Below are 21,496 nucleotides of genomic sequence, written 5' to 3' on the forward strand. Positions count from 1 at the left end.
CTAGTAGCGCTCCGCTGGCTCCCGCCGGGCCAGATAGGTCAGATGATTCGATGCCCTACGCTGGAACCGTTCCGCTGCCCGGAGCGCCCGTTCCGCTCGCGGGGAGGGCGCGGCCCCACGAAGGAGTGCCATGGACCAGCCGCACCGCCCCTACGTCGTCGGGCTCACCTCCGACAACGTCGCGCCCGACGGCACGACCGTCTTCGGGGACATCGGCCTCGAGCGGCTCGAGGCCGCCGGCCTCACGTGGCGCACGATGCGCCCTATCGAGGGCCACGCCCCGACACCCGAGGACCTCGACGGCTTCGACGCGATCCTGTCGTTCGGCCACTGGCCGTTCTCCCGCGAGCTCGTCGCCGCGTGCCCGCGGCTCAAGCACGTCGCCCGCTTCGGCGCCGGCTACGACGGCATCGACCCCGACGACCTCGCCGCCGAGGGCGTCGTGCTGACCAACGCGCCCGACGGCGTCCGGCGCCCCCTCGCCCTGTCCGCGCTCACGCTCGTGCTCGCGCTGAGCCACGAGCTCGTCGCGAACCGACGGCTCGCGACGAGCGGCCGCTGGGAGGACCGCGGGCGGCACATCGGTCCGGGCATGGCGGGCCGGACGGTCGGCATCGTCGGTTTCGGGAGCGTGGGCCAGGACCTCGCCGAGCTCCTCGCGCCGCTCGGGGCGCGCGTCGCGACCGTCGACCGCGTCAGCGCGCGTGAGCCCGCCGCGCGGCTCGGCGTCGACCTCCTGCCGCTCGACCGCCTCGCCGCGGAGTCCGACTACGTCGTGCTGACGGCGTCGCTCAACCCCGGGTCGTACCACCTCGTCGACGCGACGTTCCTCGACCGCATGCGCCCGACGTCGTACCTCGTCAACGTGGGCCGCGGGCCGCTCGTCGACCAGGCGGCACTCACCGCCGCGCTCGAGGCCGGGCAGATCGCGGGCGCCGCGCTCGACGTCCTCGAGCAGGAGCCCCCGGCCCCGGACGACCCGCTGCTGTCGATGCCGCAGGTGATCGTCACGCCGCACGCGCTGTGCTGGACCGAGGACTTCGTCCGGGGCGTGACGGACTCGGCGTTCGAGTCGTTGATCGACGTCGCCCACGGGCGCCGCCCCCGCAACCTGCTCAACCCCGCCGCCTACGACGCCGACCGCGGCGTCGGCACGTTCACCCCGCTGACGGAGGACGCCCGATGACCGCTCCCGGGACCCAGCCCGCGTCGTCGCCCGTCGAGGCGATCGACCGCGCCCTCCTCGTCCTCGAGGCGCTCGCCCGCGCGGGAGCGCAGGGCGCGCAGCTCGCGGACCTCGCGAACGAGCTCGGGCTCAACAAGACGACCGTGCACCGCTCCCTCGCGGCGCTGCGGTTCCGCGACTTCGCGAGCCAGGACCCGGTCACGGGGGCCTACCTGCTGGGCGCGGCCGCCGTCGCGCTCGGGGACCGGCTCCTCGCGGAGGACAACCTCCCGGCGCTCCTGCACCCCGCGCTGCTCGCACTGTCGGGGGCGAGCGGGGAGCTCGTGCACCTGGGCGTCCTGAGCGGGAAGCACATCGTGTACCTCGACAAGGTCGAGCCCGAGCGCTCGGTGCGCGTCTACTCCGCCGTGGGGCGCCGCAACCCTGCCGCGACGACCGCGCTCGGCCGAGCCCTGCTCGCGGCGCGCGGGACGGACCGCGCGTCGCTGCGCGGCTACACCGCGGACCTCGCGGACGACGGCGTCGAGGAGAGGGCGTGGCGCGCGCTCGAGGCGGCCCGCGAGAGGGGGTACGCGGTCGAGGAGCGGGAGAACGAGCCCGACATCTCGTGCGTCGCGGTCGCGCTCGTGCGCGGCGCGCACCCCGTCGCGGCCGTGAGCATCACGGCGCCGGCGGAGCGGATGTCACCTGAGCGGGTCGCGGAGCTGCACGGCCTCATGCGGTCGACGCTGCCCGGTCGGCTGCCGGGCGGGCTCACGCTCGCCACGGCGTAGCGGAGGCCGGCGCCGTCCGGGTGGGCCGCGTCGCCGCGGCGGTCAGGGCGCACCCGGCGCCCGGACAGCCGCGCACCCTGCACGGTTGTGCGGGCGAGCACGGCCGTGCGATGCTAGTTCCGTTCAGCGATACCAGTGTTTCGGGTAGCGAAACGAGCCGCAACGAGGCGGCCCGCACCGAGACCGACAGGACGGACCCGTCATGAGCCCTCAGCCGCAGCACACCCTCGACCAGCTCGCCGCCGCGCGCCTCGTCCCCGTCGTCGTGCTCGATGACGCCGCGCACGCCGACCCGCTCGCCGCGGCCCTCGCCGCCGGCGGCCTCCCCGTCGCCGAGGTCACCTTCCGCACCGCCGCCGCCGCCGACTCCATCCGCGCGATGGCCGCGCGCGGCGACATGGTCCTCGGCGCAGGCACCGTCCTCACCGTCGACCAGGTCGACCTCGCCGTCGCCGCGGGCGCGAGCTACGTCGTCTCCCCCGGCCTCTCCCGCGCCGTCGTCGAGCGTTGCCAGGAGCACGGCATCCTCGTCCTGCCCGGAGCCGTCACCGCGACCGAGATCCAGGCGGCCCTCGAGCTCGGCCTGACCACCGTGAAGTTCTTCCCCGCCGGCACCTCCGGCGGCGCCCCCGCGATCAAGGCGCTCGCCGCGCCCTTCGGCGGCGTCTCCTTCGTCCCCACCGGCGGCGTCGGCCCCGCCAACCTCCACGAGTACCTCGCGATCCCCGCTGTCGCCGCCGTCGGCGGCTCCTGGATGGTCCCCAAGGACCGGGTGAACGCCGGAGACTTCGACGAGATCACGCGGCTGACCGCCGAGGCCGTCGCCCTCGCCGCCCGCTGAGCCCCCCCTCCCCCGAGCCACCGCCCCACACCCCTGGAGAAGACGACGATGTCCCAGATCCCCGCCGAGGTCGCCGCCCTGAACCTGCGCCCCGCCTCCGAGTGCCGCTACGACGCCGTCTCCCTCGGCGAGGTCATGCTCCGCCTCGACCCGGGCGAGGGCCGCATCCGCACCGCCCGCTCCTTCCGCGCCTGGGAGGGCGGCGGCGAGTACAACGTCACCCGCGGCCTGCGTCGTGCCTTCGGCCTGCGCGGCGCCGTCGTCACGGCGCTCGCCGACAACGAGATCGGGCGCCTCGTCGAGGACTTCATCCTCCAGGGCGGGCTCGACACCGAGTTCGTCCGGTGGGTGCCCTACGACGGGATCGGTCGCGGCGTGCGCAACGGCCTCAACTTCACCGAGCGCGGCTTCGGCGTGCGCGGCGCCGTCGGCGTCTCCGACCGCGGCAACACCGCCGCCTCCCAGCTCCGCGCCGAGGACGTCGACTGGGACAAGCTCTTCGGCGACCACGGCGTGCGCTGGCTGCACACCGGAGGCATCTACGCCGCGCTCTCCGAGACGTCCGCCGAGACCGTCATCGCCGCCGTCACCGCCGCGAAGAAGCACGGCACCGTCGTCTCCTACGACCTGAACTACCGCCCCAGCCTGTGGAAGGCGATCGGGGGGCAGGCCAAGGCGCAGGAGGTCAACCGAGAGATCGCCCAGCACATCGACGTCATGATCGGCAACGAGGAGGACTTCACCGCCTCGCTCGGCTTCGAGGTCGAGGGCGTCGACGAGAACCTGTCGTCGCTCGAGGTCGACAAGTTCGCCGCCATGATCGAGCAGGCCGCCGCGGCCTTCCCGAACTTCAAGGTCATCGGCACCACCATGCGGACCGTGCACACCGCCTCGATCAACGACTGGGGTGCGATCGCCTGGTCACGCGCGACCGGCGTCGTGCAGGCCACCCACCGCGAGCGCCTCGAGATCCTCGACCGCGTCGGCGGCGGCGACTCGTTCGCGTCCGGCCTCATCTACGGGCTGCTCGACGGGCAGCCGCTGCAGACCGCCGTCGAGTACGGCGCCGCGCACGGAGCCCTCGCGATGACCACCCCGGGCGACACGACGATGGTCACCAAGGCCGAGGTCCTCAAGCTCGCCGGCGGCGGCGGGGCGCGCGTCGACCGTTGATCTTCACCCCGGTCGACGCGTCTGACCTGCGCAGACGCGTCGACCACGGGGTTCGCTGAACTTCTTCCGTCCCAGGTGCATCCGCGAGGGCACTCCCGCCAGAAGCAGTGGGTGTCAATCACACCCGACGGGTCGACCACGACTCGGCCTCGCACCTCAGGAGCAGTCATGCGAACCACCAAGCGCGCAGCATTCCTCGCGACCGGCGCAGCCGCAGCCCTGGTCACCCTCGGCGCCCTCCCCGCCCAGGCCGCCGACGGCGACGCCACCCTGTCCGTCCTGCACGGCGTCCCGGACCTCACGGTCGACGTCTGGGTCGACGGCGAGCTCACCCTCGACGACTTCAAGCCCGGCGACCTCGCCGGCCCGCTCGAGCTCCCGGCCGGCACCTACTCCGTCGCGATCACCGCCGCGGACGCGACCGACGCGAGCGACGCAGCGATCGGCCCCGTCGACCTCACGCTCGACAGCGGCAAGAGCTACACCGCGGCCGCGCACCTCGACGCCGACGGCAACCCGACCGCGTCGCTCTTCACGAACGACACCTCCAAGACCGAGGCCGGCGAGGGCCGCCTCACCGTCCGCCACGTCGCCGCCGCACCGGCCGTCGACGTCCTCGCGGGTGGCGACGCCGTCATCTCCGACCTCGCGGCCGAGAGCGACCAGGGCGTCAGCCCGCTCGCGATCGGCGGCGGCCTGCTCCTCCTCGCCGCCGGTGGCGCCGCGCTCGCGCGTCGCTCCTCCGCCGCGACCGCCCGCGCCCAGCGCTGACGGGACGGTCGACCGTGCACCCGACCGGACGAGCTCTCCTCTCGCTCCCGGCCCACGGTGCACCCCGGCCGGCGTCCCGCCCGCTCCTCGGAGCGGCGCGGGGCGCCGGACCCGCGGGGGCCCGGGGCCGCACGCCCCGGGCTGCCGCAGCTCTCGTCGTCGCGGCGGGGCTCGCGCTCGCCGCATGCTCGGACGGCACGACGCCGGACGCCGGTCCCACCCAGGTGCCCACCGCCGTCGCCACGACGGCTCCCGCGACGCCTGCGCCATCGCGCGCTCCCGCCGTGCCGGACATCCCGGTGGCCTCGGCGACCGGCGTCCCCGACGCCCCCGCTCCCGCTCCGCAGTCCCTGAAGATCAAGGACCTCGACATCTCGATGGCCGTCGACGCCGTCGGCGTCGAGCCCGACGGGACCATGACCATCCCCGAGGACGGCGACCGGGCCGGCTGGTACCGGTACGGCCCCGCCCCCGCGGACGGTCGAGGCGAAGGTCAAGGAGGTCGACGGGCACCGCCAGGTCGTGATCGACCTCGACGCGCCGACGAGCGCGGACGGCTACCGCGAGGTGTGGCTCATCGCGTCCGACCTGTCGGGCCTCGTGAGCCTCGGCGTGCTCCAGGGGCAGGAGGGCCGCTTCGACATCCCGGCAGGCCTCGACCTCGAGAAGTTCTCGCTCGTCGACGTCTCGGAGGAGCACTTCGACGGCGACCCGGCGCACTCGGGTGACTCGATCGTCCGCGGCCCACTGCAGCCCAACCAGGCCTGAGCCCGGCGCACTCGCGGCGCTCCACGCTTGCTTGCCCAGGTAGGCCCTTGTTCTCGACGTAGGGCTCGCCACCCGACGTAGGGCCGTGCACGGCCCTACCTCGCACGCATCCCCCTACCTCGCGGGGAACGGCCGGCGCGGAACGGCCAGCACCCCGTGCTCGCGGCGGGCGGTCGGCACGGAACGGCCAGCACCCCGTGCTCGCGGCGGGCGGTCGGGACGGAACGGTCGTCACCCCGTGCTCGCGGCGGGCGGTCGGGACGGAACGGTCGTCACCCCGTGCTGGCGGCGGGCGGCCCGCACGGAACGGTCGGCCCCGCACGGATGACGCCGATGTAGCCCTTCCCACGCGAGGTAGGGCCGTCCACGCCGAACAGGGCCTTGCAAGGCCCTACCTCAGATGCACGCCCCTACCTCGCGGGGAACGGGCCTACCTCGGGTTCGCCGCGGGGTGGCGCTGCCAGGTGCGGAGGTTGCGGGGCCGAGGCGCGGGCGGGTGCCCCCCGCCGGCGCCGCGGCGTGCGTCAGGCCGGGAGCGGGACGTTGTACGAGTCGAGCGCTGCCGCGCCGTCGCCAGCGAGGTCGACCGTCGTGACGGTCGCGTTGCGCAGGTTCGGGAAGACCTGCCGGTAGGTCTCGGGGTCGATCCCGAGCAGGGCGCACAGCACGAGCCGCAGCAGCGTGGAGTGCGCGACGACGAGCACCCGTCCGTCGGGCTGCTCCGCGCAGATCTCGCGGAAGGCCGCGGCGGCACGGGCGATCGCGTCGTAGCCGCGCTCTCCGCCGGGCAGCGGCACGGACGCGGGCGAGCGCAGGAACGCGTCGACCGCGTCGGGGAAGACGACGCCCATCTCGCTGCGCGTGAGCCCTTCGCCCTTGCCGAACGCGACCTCGACGAGTCGCGCGTCGGTACGCAGCTCGAGTCCCGCGGCCTCGGCTGCGGGCGCGGCGGTGTCGACGGCGCGCTGCAGCGTCGACGACCACACGGCGTCGAGCCGGGCCGTCGCCGCCCACCGGGCGAGGGCTTGCGCCTGCTCGTGCCCGACGTCGGTCAGCGGCACGTCCGACGAGCCCGCATAGCGGTTGCCCTCGTGCCACACGGTCTGGCCGTGCCGCACGAGCAGGAGGGTCGTCATCACTCGCCCCCGGGGAAGCCGGCCTGGCGCCACGCCTCGTAGATCGCGATGGACGCCGAGCTCGTGAGGTTGAGCGAGCGACGCTGCGGGAGCATCGGGATGCGCAGCTGCGCGCTGATCGCGGGGTGCGCGAGCACCTCGTCGGGCAGCCCGGTGGGCTCGGGGCCGAAGAGGAGGACGTCGTCGTCCCGGTACTCGACATCCGTGAAGCGCTGCGTCGCGTGCGTCGTGAAGGCGAGGACCCGCGCGTCGCCCCACGCGGCGACGGCCGCGTCGAGGTCCGGGTGGACGACGACGTTCGCGAGGTCGTGGTAGTCGAGCCCGGCGCGGCGCAGCTTGGGCTCCGAGAGGTCGAAGCCGAGCGGCTCGATCAGGTGGAGCGGCGCTCCGGTCACCGCGGACAGGCGGATCGCGTTGCCGGTGTTCTGCGGGATGCGGGGCTCGAAGAAGGCGATGACAGGCACGCCTTCCATGGTCCCACGGTGTGACGCAACCGGTCCCCGAGGGCGGGTTCCCGTGTGATAGAAAATCATGTGACGTCTGCCCTCGCCTCCTCGGTCATCGAGCCTTCCGAGACCCCCGCGACGGCAGTCCTCCTCCCCTCCCGCGGCGCCGCGATCCTCGCGCGGCTGGCCGAGGTCGGCCGCTTCGGCGCGGTCGGGACGATCGCCTTCTTCGTGGACCTCGGCGTCTACAACCTCCTGCGCTTCGGGCCCGGCGGCTCCCCGCACGTGTCCGCCCTGTGGGCGAAGGTCATCGCCGTCGTGCTCGCGACGGCCGTCTCGTGGCTCGGGTCGCGGCACTGGACGTTCGCGGACCGCCGCACCGACCAGCCGGCGCGCGAGGCGTTCAGCTTCCTCGTCGTCAACGGCCTCGGCATGGCGATCTCCCTGCTGTGCCTCGTCGTGACGACCGACGTCCTCGGGCTGACGTCCCCGCTCGCGGAGAACGTCGCGGCGAACGTCGTCGGGCTCGCGCTCGCGAACGTGTTCCGCTACTTCGCGTACCGGCACCTCGTCTTCGCGGCGCCGCGCTGACGGCGACGGCCCGCAGGGGCCGTAGCCTGGGCGGATGACGACGCTGTCCTACACGCCAGACCCCTCGCGCTACGCGAACGCCACCTTCCGCCGCTGCGGCCGCTCCGGGCTCGACCTGCCCGCGCTGTCGCTCGGGCTGTGGCACAACTTCGGTGACACCAAGCCGTTCGACGAGCAGCGCGCGATCCTGCGCCGCGCGTTCGACCTCGGCATCACGCACTTCGACCTCGCGAACAACTACGGCCCGCCGTACGGCTCCGCCGAGGAGAACTTCGGCCGGCACCTCACAGCCGACCTGCGCCCGTTCCGCGACGAGATCGTCATCTCCTCGAAGGCCGGCTACGACATGTGGCCCGGCCCGTACGGCGACGGCGGCAGCCGCAAGTACCTGCTGTCCTCGCTCGACCAGTCGCTCAAGCGCATGGGACTCGACTACGTCGACATCTTCTACTCGCACCGCCCCGACCCGTCGGTGCCGATCGAGGAGACGATGGGCGCCCTGCACACGGCCGTGACGAGCGGACGCGCGCTGTACGCGGGCATCTCGAGCTACACGCCCGCGCAGACCCGCGAGGCGCAGCGCGTCCTCGCTGACCTGGGCACGCCCCTGCTCATCCACCAGCCGAGCTACTCGATGTTCAACCGGCACGTCGAGCTGCCCGACGCCGGTTCCACGGCCGACGCGGACGCCGTCGCCTCGGGTGCGGTGTTCGCGCCCGAGCCGACGGGCGAGTCGCTGCTCGACACGGTCGGCGACCTCGGCCTCGGGATGATCGTCTTCTCGCCGCTGCACCAGGGCCTGCTGACCGACCGCTACCTCTCGGGCGAGGTGCCCGCGGGCTCGCGTGCGTCCGTCGGGCACTTCCTCAAGCCTGAGCGCATCTCGCCGACGTACCTCGAGCGGGCGCGGGCGCTCGCCGAGATCGCGGCGGGGCGCGGTCAGAGCCTCGCGCAGCTCGCGCTGAGCTGGGTGCTGCGCGACGAGCGCGTGACGTCCGCGCTGATCGGCGCGAGCAGCGTCGCACAGCTCGAGGACAACGTCGCGGCGCTCGAGGCGCCGCCGCTGACCGCGGACGAGCTCGCGGCGATCGAGCCGCTCGCGGTGCACGGCACGGTCTGAACCGACCCGCAGACGAGAAGAGGCCCTGCACACCGCGGTGTGCAGGGCCTCTTCTCGTCGTGCTAGCGGGCCATCCAGCCGCCGTCGACGGCGATGACCTGGCCGTGCACGTACTGCGCGGCGGGGCTCGCGAGGAAGACGACGACGCCGCCCATGTCCTCGGGCGTGCCCCACCGTCCGGCGGGGATGCGCACGGAGAGCTGCTCGAGGCGGACCGGGTCGGCGAGGAGCGCCTCGTTCATGTCGGTCGCCATGTAGCCAGGGGCGACCGCGTTGACGTTGACGCCCTTGCCCGACCACTCGTTGCACAGCGCCTTCGTCAGCTGGCCGACCGCGCCCTTCGACGCCGCGTAGGCGGCGACGTTGAGGCCGCCCTGGAAGGTGAGCAGGGAGGCCGTGTTGATGATCTTCCCGTCGCCGCGCTCGAGCATGGGCCGGCCGAAGAGCTGGCAGAGCTGGAAGACGGCGCGCAGGTTGACGTCGATGACGGCGTCCCACGCGTCGAGCGGGAAGTCTGCCGCCGGGTAGCGGTCCTGCGTGCCGGCGTTGTTGACGAGGATGTCGACAGTGTGCGCGGCGAGCACCTCGGCGGCGACCGCGTCGATCGACGCGGGGTCTGCGAGGTCGACGCGGAAGAACGAGACGGTGCGGCCGCGCTCGGCCGCGTACGCCTCGAGCTCGGTGGGGACCCCGCCGCGGGCGAGGACGACGACGTCGGCCCCCGCGTCGAGGAGCGCCTTCGACATGCCGAGGCCCAGGCCGCGGCCGCCGCCGGTCACGACGGCGGTGCGTCCCGTGAGGTCGAAGGCGGGGTTGGGGGTGCTCATGCGTCGGCTCCGTCCGTCAGGGGGGTCACGAGGACCTTGAGGGCGTCGGCGCCCGTGGTCGCGGCGTCGAACGCCTCGTTGACCTGGTCGAGCGGATAGGCGCGCGTCGGGAAGCGCTCGAGCCCGAGCTCGCCGGACGCTATGAGCTCGATCGCGCGGACGACGTCGGCCGTCGTGTAGACGCGCACGCCCTGGAGGGACTGCTCCTTGAAGCAGACGGCCTGCAGGTCGAGCGGCGTCGGCTGCTTGTAGACGCCGACGATGACGATTCGGCCGAGGACGCGCGTCGCGGCGGTGAGCTCCGCGGCGACGGACGGGTGCGCGGCGGAGTCGAACGTCGTGTCCGCGCCCTCGCCGCCCGTGAGCTGCGCGAGGTGCTCGGTCATCGTCGTGCCCTCGGGGACGACGTCGAAGCCCATGCCGGCGGCGACCTCGCGGCGCCACGCGCTCGGCTCGGTCACGACGACGCGGCCCGCGCCCTCGTGGCGCGCGACGAGCGCCGTGAGCAGGCCGATCGGCCCGGCGCCGAACACGGCGACCGTATCGCCGCGCTCCATCCCGGACAGGTCGACGGCGTGCACGGCGACGGCGAGCGGCTCCGCGAGCGCGGCCGTGCGCGGGTCGACGCTCGCGGGGACCGCGTGCAGGACGCGCGGCGGGAGCGCGACGTAGGGAGCCATGCCGCCGGGCGCGTCGATGCCGTAGAGGCCGAGGGCGTTGCAGACGTGCGCGCTGCCGGTCGTGCAGGCGCGGCACTCGCCGCACGAGATGAGCGGCTCGACCACGACGAGCTGACCGACGTCGAGCCCGCTGTCGCCTGGCTGCTCGATCCAGCCGGACATCTCGTGACCGGGGACGAGCCCGTGCTGCGCGCGCGGGTGCTTGCCGTGGTAGATCGACAGGTCGGTCCCGCAGATGCCGTTGTACGCGACGCGGACGAGCGCCCAGCCGTCGGGGACCTCGGGGAGCGGGAGATCCTGGACCTCTGCCGTGTCCGTGGCGGTCCAGACTGCTGCCTTCATGGTGGTCATCGCTGCGCTCCTTCGCGTGCAGGGGCGCACGTGGCGTTGCGCCCGGGTGCCCCGAGGACCTCGGGGTTGACGATGTTGCGCGGCGCACGGTCCGAGCAGACGTCGACGACGTTCTCGATCGTGCGGCGCTTGAGCTCGTCGTACGACTCCTCGGTGTACCAGGCGAGGTGCGGCGTGAGGACGACGTTGTCGAACGTGGTGAGCGGGTGGTCGGCGGGCAGCGGCTCGGTCTCGTGGCAGTCGATGCCGGCGCCGCCGAGCGCGCCGGCGCGCAGCGCGTCGACGAGGGCGTCCGTGTCGATCACGCCGCCGCGGGCGGTGTTGACGACGATCGCGTCGTCGCGCATCCGCGCGAGCTCGGCAGCGCCGATCATGCCGCGCGTCTCGTCGGTCAGCGGCGTGTGGACCGACAGCACCTGCGAGCGCTCGAGCAGCTCGTCGAGGCTCACGTGCGTCACGCCGCGGAACTCGGTCGCGCCGTCGGGCGCCGCGGCGTCGTACCCGATGACCTCGTAGCCGAGGCCGGCCGCCTTGCGGGCGGTCGCCGTGCCGATGAGGCCGAGGCCGAGCACGCCGAAGACGCGGGCGCGCGTCTGGTAGAGCGGGCGGACGGCAGGCAGGTCGAACGCTCCGGCGCGCAGGCCGCGGTCGAGCCGCGGGATGCCGCGCGCGACGGCGAGCGTGAGCCCGATCGCATGGTCGGAGACGGACTCGGTCCCGTAGTCGGGCACGTTGCACACCGCGATGCCGCGCTCGGTCGCCGCGGGGATGTCGACCGAGTCGACTCCGACCCCGTACCGCCCGACGACCCGCAGCCGCGGCAGCCGGTCCATGAGCTCACCCGTGATGCGCGCGTACTGGACGAGGATCCCGTCGGCGTCGGCGCACGCCTCGACGATCGCGTCGTCGTCGAACGCCTGGCGGACCGTCAAGGTCGCACCTGCGGCGTCGGCGACGGCCTGCTCGGGCGCGAACGAGTCGTGGTCGCACTCGGTGGTGGTGATCTGCACGGTGTCTCCCGGTGCGTCGGTGCTGGGGCGGGCGGGTGCGGCGGTCAGCGGGCGAGCCAGCCGCCGTCGACGGGGACGATCGCCCCGTTGACGTACGACGCCGCGCGCGACGCGAGGAACAGGACGGCCCCCGCGATGTCGTCGGGCTCCGCCCAGCGACCGGCCGGGATGCGGGCGAGGATCTCCTCAGAGCGGCCCGCGTCGTCGCGCAGCTGCTGCGTGTTCGCGGTCGCGACGTACCCGGGGGCGACGGCGTTGACGTTGAGGCCCTTGCTCGCCCACTCGTTCGCGAGCGCCTTCGTCAGGCCCGCGATCGCAGACTTCGACGACGTGTACCCGGGGACGTTGATGCCGCCCTGGAACGAGAGCATCGACGCGGTGTTGATGATCTTGCCGCTGCCGCGCTCGATCATCGCGCGGCCGACCTCGCGGGAGAGCACCCATGCCGAGCGCAGGTTGACGTCGACGACGTGGTCGAAGTCCTCGTCCGGGTGCTCGGCGGCGGGAGCACGGCGGATCGTGCCGCCGTTGTTCACGAGGATGTCCACGGGCAGCCCGGCGAGCTGGTCTGCGAGCGCCGCGACGGCGCCGCGGTCGGAGAAGTCGGCGGCGAGGGGCGTGAACTCACGCCCCGCCGCCTCGACGGCGGTGCGGACCTCGGAGTCGCCGAGCGGCATCGAGTGGGAGATGCCGACGACGTCGGCACCTGCCCTCGCGAGGGTCGTCGCGATCGCGAGCCCGATCCCCTGGCTCGCGCCGGTCACGACGGCGAGCTGCCCCTCCAGGGAGAAGAGGTCGGTGAGGTAGGCGGGGACGGTGCTGGTGCTCATGGGGGTATCTCTCGTTCGGGCGGTGCGCCACGGCGGGGGCCGCGGCAGCCGGACGGTTCAGCGGGGGCGGTAGCCGAGCGCGGCGGAGATGGCGTCGGCGGCCGCGACGGCCCTGGGCGCCATCGCCTCCATCTGCGCCTCGTCGTGCTCGACGGCGATCGAGGAGATCGACAGGCCGTACTTGACGCGGCCTGTGTGGTCGCGGATCGGGGCGGCGACGCACACGACGCCGGGCACGTTCTCCTCGCGGTCGCGGGCGTAGCCCTTGGCCCTGACGTCCGCGATCTCGGCCTTGAGACCGTCGAGCGTCGTGATCGTGCGGTCGGTGCGGCGCACGAGGCCGGCGCGCGCGACGAACCGCTCGACCTCCTCGTCCGTCCAGTCCGCCAGCACGGCCTTGCCGATGCCGGACGAGTGCATCGGGATCGCGTGCCCGACCCGCGAGGGCATCTGGTAGGGCTTGTCCGAGTCGGTGCGCACCAGGTAGACGATCTCGTCGCTCGCCGCGACGCCGACGTGCACAGTGCAGTGCACGTCCGCGACGAGCGCCTCGACGTGCGGGCGCGCGATCGAGGAGATGTCGATGTTCTCGAGGGCGCGGCCCGCGAGCGTGAGGATCTTCGGGCCGGGCTGGAAGCGCCCCTCCCGGTCGACCAGGATGAACTGGTGGTCCTGCAAGGTCGCGAGGATGCGGTGCGCTGTCGCCTTGGCCAGACCGGTCGCCTCGACGATGTCGGTGAAGCGGTCGTGGCGCAGCGCGGCCTCGAGGACGAGAAGGGTCTTCTCGCTCGCGTTCGCGCTCGCGGGGCGCGCCGTCGTCTCGGTCATGTCGTCGTCCTGTCTTCTCGCTGATCAGCGCATGTCGGCGACGGCGAAGCCGTCCATGTCGTCGAAGGACTGATTCTCGCCCGCCATGCCCCACACGAAGGAGTACGACGCCGTCCCGACGCCGGAGTGGACGGACCAGCTCGGGGCGATGATCGCCTCGCGGTTCGCGACGACGAGGTGGCGTGTCTCGGTCGGCTCGCCGAGGAGGTGGATGACGCGCGCGTCCTCGGGGAGGTCGAAGTAGAGGTAGGCCTCCATGCGACGGTCGTGCGTGTGCGCCGGCATGGTGTTCCACATGCTGCCGGGGTGCAGCGTGGTGACGCCCATGACGATCTGGCAGGACTTCACGCCGTTCTCGTGGATGTACTGGTTGAGCGTGCGACGGTTGGACGTGAGCTGGTCGCCGAGCTCGCGGACGTTGCCCTGGCCGGCCTCGACGAGCGTCGTCGGGTAGGCCGTGTGGGCGGGCGCGCTCATGACGTAGAACGCGGCGGGGTCGGCGCCGTCCTCGGACGCGAAGGTCACGCCCTGGACGCCGCGGCCGACGTAGAGGCACGAGCCCTTCGTGAGGGTGTACGTCGCGCCGTCGGCCGTGACCGTGCCGGTCCCGCCGACGTTGATGACGCCGGCCTCGCGGTGCTCGAGGAAGAACTCCGAGCGAATCTCGGGGAACGTCGGCAGGTCGAGCGGCCTGCTGACAGGGGTGACGCCGAGCAGCACGACGCGGTCGTGGTGCGTGTAGACGGCACCGACCTCGTCGGGTCGGAAGAGGTCCTGCACGAGGTAGCGGCGTCGCAGCTCTGCGGTGTCCATGCCGGGGACGTGCTCGGGGCTGGTGGCGTAACGCTGTTCCATGACTGTTCCTTCTGCGCCTGTGAGCGACTAGATCAGGCCGGTGAGGCGGGGCAGCCAGAGCGAGAGCTCGGGCACGAACACGACGAGGAAGAGGACGGCGATCAGCACGAGGAAGAACGGCATCAGCCGGGCGATGACCGCCTCGAGCCGTGCTCCGGCGACCTGCGCCCCGACGAAGAGCACGGGGGCTGACGGCGGCGAGATCACCGCGATCGACAGGTTGAAGACCATCATGATGCCGAAGTGCACCGGGTGGATCCCGAAGTCGATCGCGATCGGCAGGAAGATCGGCGTGAAGATGAGGATCGCCGGGGTCGGGTCGAGCGGGATGCCGATGATGAGCAGCAGGACCATCATGATCAGCAGCACGACGACCTTGGAGTCGGTCCAGCCGAAGAGGGACTCTGCCATGAGCTGCGGGATCTTGGTGAAGCTCATGACCCAGCTCATGATCGACGAGACGCCGATGAGGAAGATGACGACGGAGCTCGTGCGGCACGCGGTGTACAGGATGTGCGGCAGGTCGGAGACCTTGATCGCCCGGTAGAGGAACGACAGCAGCAGGGCGTAGACGACGGCGACCGCGGAGCCCTCGGTCGGCGTGAACTTCCCGGCGACGATGCCGCCGATGACGATGACGACGAGCGTGAGCGACGGGAGCGCCTGGAGGAACGTCTTGACGACGACGGGGAACGGCGTCCAGGACGTCGCGTTGAGCTCGGGGCGCTTGCGGGCGTACCACCACACGACGACGGCGCACGACAGGGCCCAGAGGATGCCCGGGATGTAGCCGGCCATGAACAGCGCACCGATCGACGTGCCGCCCGAGGCGAGCGCGAAGACGATGAGCGTGTTGCTCGGGGGGATGAGCATGCCTGCGGGGGCGGACGCGACGTTCGCGGCGGCAGAGAAGGCCTTGTCGTAGCCCTCCTTCTTCTGCATCGGCGACATGGTCGTGCCGACAGCGGCCGCGGCGGCGACCGCGGAGCCAGAGATCGCCCCGAAGAGCATGTTCGCCATGACGTTCGTCTGCGTGAGGGGGCCGGGCGTCTTGCCGACCATGACCTTCGCGAGGTTGATGAGCCTGGCGGCGATGCCGCCGTTGTTCATGATCTGACCGGCCAGGACGAAGAACGGGATGGCGAGCAGGGGGAAGGAGTCGACGCCCTTGAACATGCGCTGGGCCGACGTGAGGATCCCGTTGTCCCAGCCGAGGACGAGGACCATGCAGACCGCCGACGGGAGGGCGATCGAGATGGAGACCGGCGCGCCGATCGCCAGGAGGAGGGCCATGCCGCCCAGGAGCACGAACCCGATCGTTGCTGCGTCGGTCACAGTTCCACCTCGTCCTCGGGTGCGATCTCCTCGACCCCGGTGTAGCTCGGCGAGAGCGTACGGACCAGGTGGAAGAGGAGGTAGAGGGTGAGCAGCGCGCCGGAGACGGGCACCGCCAGGTACAGGACGCCTGCGTTGAGCGGCAGGACGGGGTTCTTCTGGTCCCACGTGAGCATCGCGTTGTCCCAGCCGCCCCAGACCATGACGATCGTGGCGAAGGACAGGGTGCACAGGTAGGCGAGGACCTCGACCCAGCGCTGCCAGAAGACGGGCACCTTCCGGACGAGGAAGTCGATGCAGACGTCGGCCTTCTCCCCGGTCGCGATAGAGATGCCGATGAGGCTGAGCCAGATGAAGACGTAGCGGGCTGCCTCCTCGGTCCAGACGCTCGGGTTGTTGAGCACGAGGCGGGTGATGACCTGCCAGCTCACGAGGATCACCAGCAGCGCGAACAGGCTCACGCAGATCGTCTTGAGGACGACGTCGAGGTATCTCTTGACTCTCGTCATGGGGTGGGTGCTTCCTTCCGGCGGCCCGTGCCGCCGCCGGGGGACGGCGGCACGGGCCTTTCAGCGGGTCCGGTCAGCGCGCGGCTTCGATCTTGTCGTAGATCGCCTTGGTCACGTCCGTCGTCAGGCGCTCCTCGTGGAGGGGCAGGACGGCGGTGCGGAAGGCCTCGACGTCGGCGTCGTTGAACTTGGCGCCGGCAGCCTCTGCCTTGGCCTTCGCAGCCTCGACGCCCTCCTGGAAGAGGGAGAGCTCGGTGTCGACCGACGCGGCGACGGCGTCGGTCAGGACCTTGCGGGACTCCTCGTCCATGTCGGCGAGGACCTTGGGGTTGATGATGAGCGTGTCGGGCATCATCAGGTGCTTCGTGTAGGAGTAGAAGCCCGCGATCTCGGCGTGCGCGAGGTCGGAGTAGATGAGCTCGTTGTTCTCGGCACCGTCGAGCACGCCCGACTGGATGGCGGTGTAGACCTCGCCCTGGGCCATCGGGGTGCCGACGCCGCCCATGAGCTCCATCATCCGGACGTTGGTGTCGGATCCGATGACGCGGATCTTCTGCCCCTTGAGGTCGGCCGGCGTCGTGACGGGGCCCTTGGTCGTGTACACGTTGCGGATGCCGCCGTGGTACGAGGCGAGGACGTGGATGTTCTTGTCGTCCATCGACGAGTAGAGGTCGCCGACGATCTCCGGGTCGTTGAGGACCTTCATCTGGTGCTCGGCCGACTCGTACAGGTAGGGCAGGTTGACGACGGCGAAGTCGGGGTTGAAGTTCTCGAGGAGCGAGCCACCGACGATGGCCATCTCGACGGAACCGGACTGGACCATCTCGATGGTCTCGGCCTGGGCGCCGAGGAGCTCGTCCGGGAACAGCTCGAGGGCGTACTTGCCGCCCGTCTGCTCCTTGAGCTTCTCGCCGATCTCGGCGATCGCCTTGGCCTGCGGGTGTGCGGAGTTCTGGTTGAACGCGACCTTGAAGGTCTTCGTCGAGCCGGAGTCGGACGACGAGTCGTCCGAGCTGGAGCAAGCGGTGAGGCCGAGGGTCGCGATGCCTGCGGCAGCGATCAGCGAGACGACTTTGTTCCGTCGCATGGGGGTTTCTCCTCGTTCGGCTCATCGGGGGGAGATGAGCGGGTGTGATGCCCGGGGGAGGCTGTGCGGGAGCGGGGGCTCCGATGTCCGTACTTCGTCGTGCGGAAGATCGACGTCGGTGTCGATCTGTTTCTTTCGGTGGAACTCAGTTCCGGGGGGTGGAACAAGTAAAGACAGACGGATCACGCCGCGTCAACACGTCACCTCCATCGAGATCAGTTCGAGACCTGAGATCGTTGAAGCGGTGAGGACATCCGATCTCTCGGGCCCACCGCGTGACCTGCGACGATGGAGGAACCTTGCCGACCGACCCGCCCATGCCTGCACTGACCCTCGGTGCGTACGCGATCGCTCCGCCCCCTGAGACGGACGGCGGGCGCGCCGAGCGCGAGCTCTACGACGCGCTCGGTGACGTCCCGTTCGACGCGTACGAGCTGCCGCTCGTCGCCGAGGGCCTGCCCGGCCTCGAGCTCGACTGGGTCCGTGCCCGGGTGCCGGAGGACCGTGACCTCGTGGTCACGGCGATCCCCCGCACGATGGTGCGTCTCGGCCGCGACGCGTCGTACGGGCTCGCGTCGAGCGACGAGGACGGTCGCCAGGCGGCGCTCGCGGACCTCGCGGTCGTGCGCGACTTCGCGTTGCGGCTCGCCGACGCGTCGGGTCGGCGCCGCGTGCTTGCGATCGAGGTGCACTCTGCACCGGGGCCCGACGGGATGAACGGGCGCGGTGGTGCACCCGGTTCGTCGGAGGCGTTCGCGCGGTCGCTCGTGGAGATCGCTTCCTGGGGCTTGGGCGCGCGGGTCGTCGTCGAGCATTGCGACCGGCTCGTCGAGGGGCAGGTGCCGGAGAAGGGCTTCTTCCCGGTGGTCGACGAGATCGCGGCGGCGCGCCGCGCGGACGAACTGGGCGCGATGCCGCTCGACGACGGGTCGGCGGCGCTCGGGCTGTCGCTCAACTGGGGCCGGTCGGCACTGGAGGACCGCAGCGGTCAGGCGCCGGTCGAGCATGCGCGCGCGGCCGCGGAGGCGGGGCTGCTGCGCGGCGTCATCCTGTCGGGCGCGACGCCTGAGGCAACCGCGTGGGGCGCGCCGTGGTCGGACGGGCACATCCCGCCCCGCGGTGAGGCTCCGGCGCTCGCCGGGTCGACGGCGTCGGCGCTCGACCTCGACGCGGCGCGCGCGACGTTCGCCGCGGCCGGGGACGGGCTGGACTACGTCGGCGCGAAGGTGTCGGTGCGCCCGCTCGACGCGAGCGTCGCCGAACGGGTCGCCCTGGCCGAGGCGTCGCTCGACCTCGTGCGCCGCGCGTTCGCCGGCTGAGCGGCGCACGTTCTCCGGCTGAGCGGCGCCGTCCTGCGACCGCCGCCCGGTTGCTGGCCGAGCACCGCGCCTTCGTCCTGAGCGCCGCCCGTTCGGCTACCACCGCCCGCTCGGCAACCGTCGCCCGGCTGCTGAGCGACGCCCCTCCTGCGACCGCTGGGCCGCCCCGTCAGCCGGCTGCCGTGCCCGCGAGCTCAGGAGCCGGGTCGCGCAGGCGCTGCGCGAGCCACCGGAGCGACTCGCCGACGGCCTGGCGTCGATCCGCGTCGGCGTAGCTGTCGAGCATGGAGACCCCGACGGCGCACGGTCGCGCCCCTCGCGCGCCCGGCACCGCGACGGCGATGCCGACGACGTGGTCGAAGGTCCGTCCGTCGTCGACACCGTAGCCGCGCTCACGGGTGCGTTCGAGCTCTTCCTCGAGGATCCGCTCGACGACCGACCCGCCCGACGCCTCGGCGACGGCACGGACCGCGGCGGCCCGTCCGGCGTCGTCGAGCGAGGCGAGCATGACCTGCCCGACGGCGGTCGTCGTCGCGGGGAGGCGGTCGCCGACGGAGGCGGAGACACGCAGCGGCGCGGTCCCCTCGTGCCGTGCGACGTACAGCACGGCGGGGACGCGCCGCCCTGCCGTGATCATCTCGTCGAGGACGGCGAGCTGGACCACCTCCTCGCGAAGGACAGGGTCGCGCCGACAGGCGGCGGCGAACTCGCGCGCGGGCTCGAACTGGCGGACGTACGCCCCGCCGAGCGCGACGGTGGCCCGGCCGAGACGCATGCCGCCGTCGACCTTCTCGACGTAGCCGGCCGCCTCGAGCTCCGCGCACAGCGCGGAGGTCGACGACTTGGGCGCGTCGAGCGCGCGGGACAGCTCGCTCAGCGTGCGCGGCTCGCCGGGCTGGGCGGCGAGGAGCTCGAGCAGCGCGACCGCGCGCGCGACGGCAGGGACGCTCACGCGAGGTCCTCCGGTCGGACTCGGTTGCGCAGCGGCTCGCCTGCGAGCAGTCGCCGCGCGTTGTCCGCGGCGAGCCGCGCGATGCGCGCGTCCTCGGCGTCGGTCAGGGCGGCCGTGTGGGGACTGAGCAACACCCGGGGGTGCGTCCACAGCGGGCTCGACCGGTCGAGCGGCTCGTGCGCGACGACGTCGAGGGCCGCGAAGCCGACCTGACCTGATCCGAGCGCCCGGGCGAGCGCCTCCTCGTCGATCACGGTCCCGCGGCCGACGTTGACGACCGTGACTCCCGGGCGCGCGGCGCCGAGCACCGCGTCGTCGACGAGGCCGTTCGTCCCCGGGGCGCCCGGCAGGGTGACGACGATCGCGTCGACCTGCCCCACGGCGTCGGGCAGCTCGTCGAGCCCGACGACGCGCGAGACTCCCGGGACGTCGACCTCGGATCGGTTCGCGCCGACCACCGTCGCCCCCACGGCGCTGAAGAGTCGAACGCAGTCGCGTCCGATGCTCCCGAGCCCGACGACGAGGATCGTCTGCTCGTGCACCTGCCCCATCGCCCAACGCGGCGCCCACTCGCCTGCCCGCTGGTGCTCCTGCAGCTTCGGAAGGTCCTTCGCGCCCGCAAGCACGCCGAGCAGCGCGAACTCGGCGAGCGTCCCGCCGTGCACCCCGGCCGAGGTCGTGAACGCGATCCGGTCGAGCGTCCCCTCGGGCAGTCCTGCGGCCGCGACCTGGGCCGCGCCGCCTGCCGCCATCGTCTGGACCCAGCGCAGCCGCGGGTTCGCCGCGACGGTCCGGGCAAGCGCTGCCGGCGACACGTCCGGGATGCCGTAGAGCGCCTCGGCGGAGTCGACGAGCGCGTCGAAGGCTGCCTGCTGCTCAGGCGTCCTGCGGAACGCCGGGTCGCCGTCGTGGTCCCCCGGGTGTCGCATGGGAGGGAGCAGCGAGTGGTCCCGCACGAGATCGAGGCCCGGCACGTCGCGCTCGAGCTGGACGCACAGGTCCTCCGGCAGCGGGGTGGCCAGGACCATGCGGAGCGCGTTCGACATGTCGAACAGTATTCACCATGCCGGACGGACGCGCTAGGGTGGCCGCATGAACACGCGCGGACACGTCGGCTTCATCGGCCTCGGCACGATGGGCGCCCCCATGGCCGGCCACCTGCTCGACGCGCTGGGGCCCGGGCGGCTGCACATCACTGCCCGCAGGCCCGCTGCCGCCGAGCCGCTCGTCGCGCGCGGGGCCGTCTGGCACGGGTCGGCTCGCGAGCTCGCGGCGGCCTGCGACACCGTCGTCCTCATGGTCCCCGACCTCCCCCAGGTCCGGGACCTCCTCGAGGGCGCGGAGGGCCTGCTCGCCGGCGCGGGCGACGACCTGCTCGTCGTCGTCAGCTCGACGTCGTCCCCGCAGGGCGTGCGCGAGCTCGACTCGGAGCTGCGCGACCGGACGGGGGGCGCGGTCCGCGTCGTCGACGCCCCGGTATCCGGCGGCGAGGAGGGGGCGCGCGCCGGCACGCTCGCGATCATGGTCGGCGGCCCTGACGACGACGCCGCGCGGGCGTGCGCGGCGCTCGCTCCGTGCGGACGGCCGGAGCACCTCGGCCCGCTCGGCGCGGGCCAGGTCGCCAAGGCCTGCAACCAGATGATCGTCGCCGCGACCGTCGCCGCGCTCGGCGAGGCGAGCGTGCTCGCGGAGCGTGCGGGGCTCGACGTCGGGCGCCTGCTCGCGCTGCTCGGCACGGGGTACGCCGGGTCGCGCATCCTCGACGTCAAGGCGCGGCGCTTCGCGGAGCACGACCACTCGCCGTCCGGCGCCGCGAGGTTCATGGTCAAGGACCTCACGTTCGCGACCGAGGAGGCGGTGCGTACCGGCACCGGCACCCCGCAGCTCGACACCCTGCGGACGCTCTTCACCGACCTGACCGACGCAGGCCTGGGCGACCAGGACACCGCCGTCGTCCAGGCCTGGGTCGAACGACTCGAACGGCCCGACAGCGGCAGGTGATCTGCGTCACTCCACTGCCCCCGCGTGACACGAGCTGTCGAGTGCGCGTGCGCGCACGCGTAGCACGCCCCGCCCCTCCGCCACCAGAGCGCGGAGGCCGCGAGCGC

21 protein-coding genes and 2 pseudogenes are annotated in these 21,496 nt (G+C 72.6%); 10 read left to right on the plus strand and 13 right to left on the minus strand.

What is annotated here, in order from left to right; genetic code table 11:
* Window positions 1–130: 130 nt before the first annotated feature.
* The 6 genes and pseudogenes from ATL41_RS06380 to ATL41_RS06405 form a co-directional block, all read left to right on the plus strand.
* Window positions 131–1,186 carry an NAD(P)-dependent oxidoreductase gene (locus tag ATL41_RS06380; protein ID WP_098457729.1) on the plus strand — a complete coding sequence of 352 codons (1,056 nt, stop codon included), beginning with the start codon at window positions 131–133 and terminating at the stop codon, window positions 1,184–1,186.
* Complete coding sequence (locus ATL41_RS06385) at window positions 1,183–1,959, plus strand: IclR family transcriptional regulator (RefSeq protein WP_098457730.1); 777 nt, start codon at window positions 1,183–1,185, stop codon at window positions 1,957–1,959. The genes ATL41_RS06380 and ATL41_RS06385 overlap by 4 nt, the downstream gene beginning before the upstream one ends.
* A gap of 202 nt (window positions 1,960–2,161) precedes the next feature.
* Window positions 2,162–2,800, plus strand: coding sequence for a bifunctional 4-hydroxy-2-oxoglutarate aldolase/2-dehydro-3-deoxy-phosphogluconate aldolase (gene eda, locus ATL41_RS06390; RefSeq protein WP_098457731.1), 639 nt, complete (start codon window positions 2,162–2,164; stop codon window positions 2,798–2,800).
* Between the two features lie 48 nt (window positions 2,801–2,848).
* On the plus strand, window positions 2,849–3,973 hold the full coding sequence (locus ATL41_RS06395) for a sugar kinase (RefSeq protein ID WP_098457732.1): 1,125 nt from the start codon (window positions 2,849–2,851) through the stop codon (window positions 3,971–3,973).
* Window positions 3,974–4,141: 168 nt separating this feature from the next.
* A pseudogene (locus ATL41_RS06400) lies at window positions 4,142–4,639 on the plus strand (DUF4397 domain-containing protein); the annotation flags it as partial.
* Window positions 4,640–5,248: 609 nt separating this feature from the next.
* Window positions 5,249–5,512, plus strand: a pseudogene (locus ATL41_RS06405) (anti-sigma factor domain-containing protein); the annotation flags it as partial.
* A 524-nt stretch (window positions 5,513–6,036) separates the two neighbouring features.
* Here ATL41_RS06405 and ATL41_RS06410 read toward each other — a convergent pair.
* Entirely contained in the window at window positions 6,037–6,648 is a 612-nt protein-coding gene (locus ATL41_RS06410; RefSeq protein WP_098457734.1) for a histidine phosphatase family protein, read from the minus strand.
* The gene (locus ATL41_RS06415) at window positions 6,648–7,121 is read right to left on the minus strand and encodes a tRNA (cytidine(34)-2'-O)-methyltransferase (RefSeq protein ID WP_098457735.1); all 474 of its coding nucleotides are present in this window, start codon (window positions 7,119–7,121) and stop codon (window positions 6,648–6,650) included. Before ATL41_RS06415 ends, ATL41_RS06410 begins: the two co-directional genes overlap by 1 nt.
* Before the next feature lie 60 nt (window positions 7,122–7,181).
* Between ATL41_RS06415 and ATL41_RS06420 the strand changes: the two genes are divergently transcribed.
* Window positions 7,182–7,685 (plus strand): GtrA family protein, encoded by a 504-nt coding sequence (locus tag ATL41_RS06420; protein WP_245854666.1) that lies wholly within the window; start codon window positions 7,182–7,184, stop codon window positions 7,683–7,685.
* A 34-nt stretch (window positions 7,686–7,719) separates the two neighbouring features.
* Entirely contained in the window at window positions 7,720–8,805 is a 1,086-nt protein-coding gene (locus ATL41_RS06425; RefSeq protein WP_098457736.1) for an aldo/keto reductase, read from the plus strand.
* Between the two features lie 62 nt (window positions 8,806–8,867).
* On the opposite strand, the gene ATL41_RS06430 is transcribed toward ATL41_RS06425, so the two are convergent.
* From ATL41_RS06430 to ATL41_RS06470, 9 genes are all read right to left on the minus strand, one after another.
* A complete protein-coding gene (locus ATL41_RS06430) occupies window positions 8,868–9,632 on the minus strand; it encodes an SDR family oxidoreductase (protein ID WP_098457737.1) in 765 nt (254 codons plus the stop codon).
* Complete coding sequence (locus ATL41_RS06435; protein WP_098457738.1) at window positions 9,629–10,663, minus strand: zinc-dependent alcohol dehydrogenase; 1,035 nt, start codon at window positions 10,661–10,663, stop codon at window positions 9,629–9,631. The genes ATL41_RS06430 and ATL41_RS06435 overlap by 4 nt, the downstream gene beginning before the upstream one ends.
* Window positions 10,660–11,673: a C-terminal binding protein gene (locus ATL41_RS06440; RefSeq protein ID WP_098457739.1), complete on the minus strand. Its 1,014-nt coding sequence runs from the start codon at window positions 11,671–11,673 to the stop codon at window positions 10,660–10,662. Before ATL41_RS06440 ends, ATL41_RS06435 begins: the two co-directional genes overlap by 4 nt.
* 44 nt (window positions 11,674–11,717) lie before the next feature.
* Window positions 11,718–12,503: an SDR family oxidoreductase gene (locus tag ATL41_RS06445; RefSeq protein ID WP_098457740.1), complete on the minus strand. Its 786-nt coding sequence runs from the start codon at window positions 12,501–12,503 to the stop codon at window positions 11,718–11,720.
* A gap of 57 nt (window positions 12,504–12,560) precedes the next feature.
* Window positions 12,561–13,331, minus strand: coding sequence for an IclR family transcriptional regulator (locus tag ATL41_RS06450; protein WP_098457741.1), 771 nt, complete (start codon window positions 13,329–13,331; stop codon window positions 12,561–12,563).
* 24 nt (window positions 13,332–13,355) lie between these two features.
* Complete coding sequence (gene kduI / locus ATL41_RS06455) at window positions 13,356–14,186, minus strand: 5-dehydro-4-deoxy-D-glucuronate isomerase (RefSeq protein ID WP_098457742.1); 831 nt, start codon at window positions 14,184–14,186, stop codon at window positions 13,356–13,358.
* A 27-nt stretch (window positions 14,187–14,213) separates the two neighbouring features.
* Window positions 14,214–15,521 (minus strand): TRAP transporter large permease, encoded by a 1,308-nt coding sequence (locus tag ATL41_RS06460; protein ID WP_245854667.1) that lies wholly within the window; start codon window positions 15,519–15,521, stop codon window positions 14,214–14,216.
* A complete protein-coding gene (locus ATL41_RS06465) occupies window positions 15,518–16,030 on the minus strand; it encodes a TRAP transporter small permease (protein WP_098457743.1) in 513 nt (170 codons plus the stop codon). Before ATL41_RS06465 ends, ATL41_RS06460 begins: the two co-directional genes overlap by 4 nt.
* A gap of 73 nt (window positions 16,031–16,103) precedes the next feature.
* Window positions 16,104–17,117 carry a TRAP transporter substrate-binding protein gene (locus ATL41_RS06470; protein WP_098457744.1) on the minus strand — a complete coding sequence of 338 codons (1,014 nt, stop codon included), beginning with the start codon at window positions 17,115–17,117 and terminating at the stop codon, window positions 16,104–16,106.
* A 317-nt stretch (window positions 17,118–17,434) separates the two neighbouring features.
* Here ATL41_RS06470 and ATL41_RS06475 point away from each other — a divergent pair, with 317 nt between their 5' ends.
* A complete protein-coding gene (locus tag ATL41_RS06475; protein WP_098457745.1) occupies window positions 17,435–18,436 on the plus strand; it encodes a DUF4862 family protein in 1,002 nt (333 codons plus the stop codon).
* Between the two features lie 169 nt (window positions 18,437–18,605).
* On the opposite strand, the gene ATL41_RS06480 is transcribed toward ATL41_RS06475, so the two are convergent.
* Together ATL41_RS06480 and ATL41_RS06485 are read right to left on the minus strand one after the other, a co-directional pair.
* Window positions 18,606–19,388, minus strand: coding sequence for an IclR family transcriptional regulator (locus ATL41_RS06480; RefSeq protein WP_098457746.1), 783 nt, complete (start codon window positions 19,386–19,388; stop codon window positions 18,606–18,608).
* Window positions 19,385–20,434, minus strand: coding sequence for a D-2-hydroxyacid dehydrogenase (locus tag ATL41_RS06485; RefSeq protein WP_098457747.1), 1,050 nt, complete (start codon window positions 20,432–20,434; stop codon window positions 19,385–19,387). The genes ATL41_RS06480 and ATL41_RS06485 overlap by 4 nt, the downstream gene beginning before the upstream one ends.
* A 46-nt stretch (window positions 20,435–20,480) precedes the next feature.
* Between ATL41_RS06485 and ATL41_RS06490 the strand changes: the two genes are divergently transcribed.
* Window positions 20,481–21,389: an NAD(P)-dependent oxidoreductase gene (locus ATL41_RS06490; protein ID WP_098457748.1), complete on the plus strand. Its 909-nt coding sequence runs from the start codon at window positions 20,481–20,483 to the stop codon at window positions 21,387–21,389.
* Window positions 21,390–21,496: the final 107 nt, after the last annotated feature.

Source organism: Flavimobilis soli, from assembly GCF_002564025.1.
Taxonomy (GTDB): domain Bacteria; phylum Actinomycetota; class Actinomycetes; order Actinomycetales; family Cellulomonadaceae; genus Flavimobilis; species Flavimobilis soli.

Excerpts from the sequence above, each read along its gene's own strand:
- ATL41_RS06380 (WP_098457729.1), top strand. The coding sequence starts at position 131 with ATGGACCAGCCGCACCGCCCCTACGTCGTCGGGCTCACCTCCGACAAC.
- ATL41_RS06385 (WP_098457730.1), top strand. The coding sequence starts at position 1,183 with ATGACCGCTCCCGGGACCCAGCCCGCGTCGTCGCCCGTCGAGGCGATC.
- eda (WP_098457731.1), top strand. The coding sequence starts at position 2,162 with ATGAGCCCTCAGCCGCAGCACACCCTCGACCAGCTCGCCGCCGCGCGC.
- ATL41_RS06395 (WP_098457732.1), top strand. The coding sequence starts at position 2,849 with ATGTCCCAGATCCCCGCCGAGGTCGCCGCCCTGAACCTGCGCCCCGCC.
- ATL41_RS06410 (WP_098457734.1), bottom strand. The coding sequence starts at position 6,648 with ATGACGACCCTCCTGCTCGTGCGGCACGGCCAGACCGTGTGGCACGAG.
- ATL41_RS06415 (WP_098457735.1), bottom strand. The coding sequence starts at position 7,121 with ATGGAAGGCGTGCCTGTCATCGCCTTCTTCGAGCCCCGCATCCCGCAG.
- ATL41_RS06425 (WP_098457736.1), top strand. The coding sequence starts at position 7,720 with ATGACGACGCTGTCCTACACGCCAGACCCCTCGCGCTACGCGAACGCC.
- ATL41_RS06430 (WP_098457737.1), bottom strand. The coding sequence starts at position 9,632 with ATGAGCACCCCCAACCCCGCCTTCGACCTCACGGGACGCACCGCCGTC.
- ATL41_RS06435 (WP_098457738.1), bottom strand. The coding sequence starts at position 10,663 with ATGACCACCATGAAGGCAGCAGTCTGGACCGCCACGGACACGGCAGAG.
- ATL41_RS06445 (WP_098457740.1), bottom strand. The coding sequence starts at position 12,503 with ATGAGCACCAGCACCGTCCCCGCCTACCTCACCGACCTCTTCTCCCTG.
- ATL41_RS06450 (WP_098457741.1), bottom strand. The coding sequence starts at position 13,331 with ATGACCGAGACGACGGCGCGCCCCGCGAGCGCGAACGCGAGCGAGAAG.
- kduI (WP_098457742.1), bottom strand. The coding sequence starts at position 14,186 with ATGGAACAGCGTTACGCCACCAGCCCCGAGCACGTCCCCGGCATGGAC.
- ATL41_RS06465 (WP_098457743.1), bottom strand. The coding sequence starts at position 16,030 with ATGACGAGAGTCAAGAGATACCTCGACGTCGTCCTCAAGACGATCTGC.
- ATL41_RS06470 (WP_098457744.1), bottom strand. The coding sequence starts at position 17,117 with ATGCGACGGAACAAAGTCGTCTCGCTGATCGCTGCCGCAGGCATCGCG.
- ATL41_RS06475 (WP_098457745.1), top strand. The coding sequence starts at position 17,435 with ATGCCTGCACTGACCCTCGGTGCGTACGCGATCGCTCCGCCCCCTGAG.
- ATL41_RS06485 (WP_098457747.1), bottom strand. The coding sequence starts at position 20,434 with ATGTCGAACGCGCTCCGCATGGTCCTGGCCACCCCGCTGCCGGAGGAC.
- ATL41_RS06490 (WP_098457748.1), top strand. The coding sequence starts at position 20,481 with ATGAACACGCGCGGACACGTCGGCTTCATCGGCCTCGGCACGATGGGC.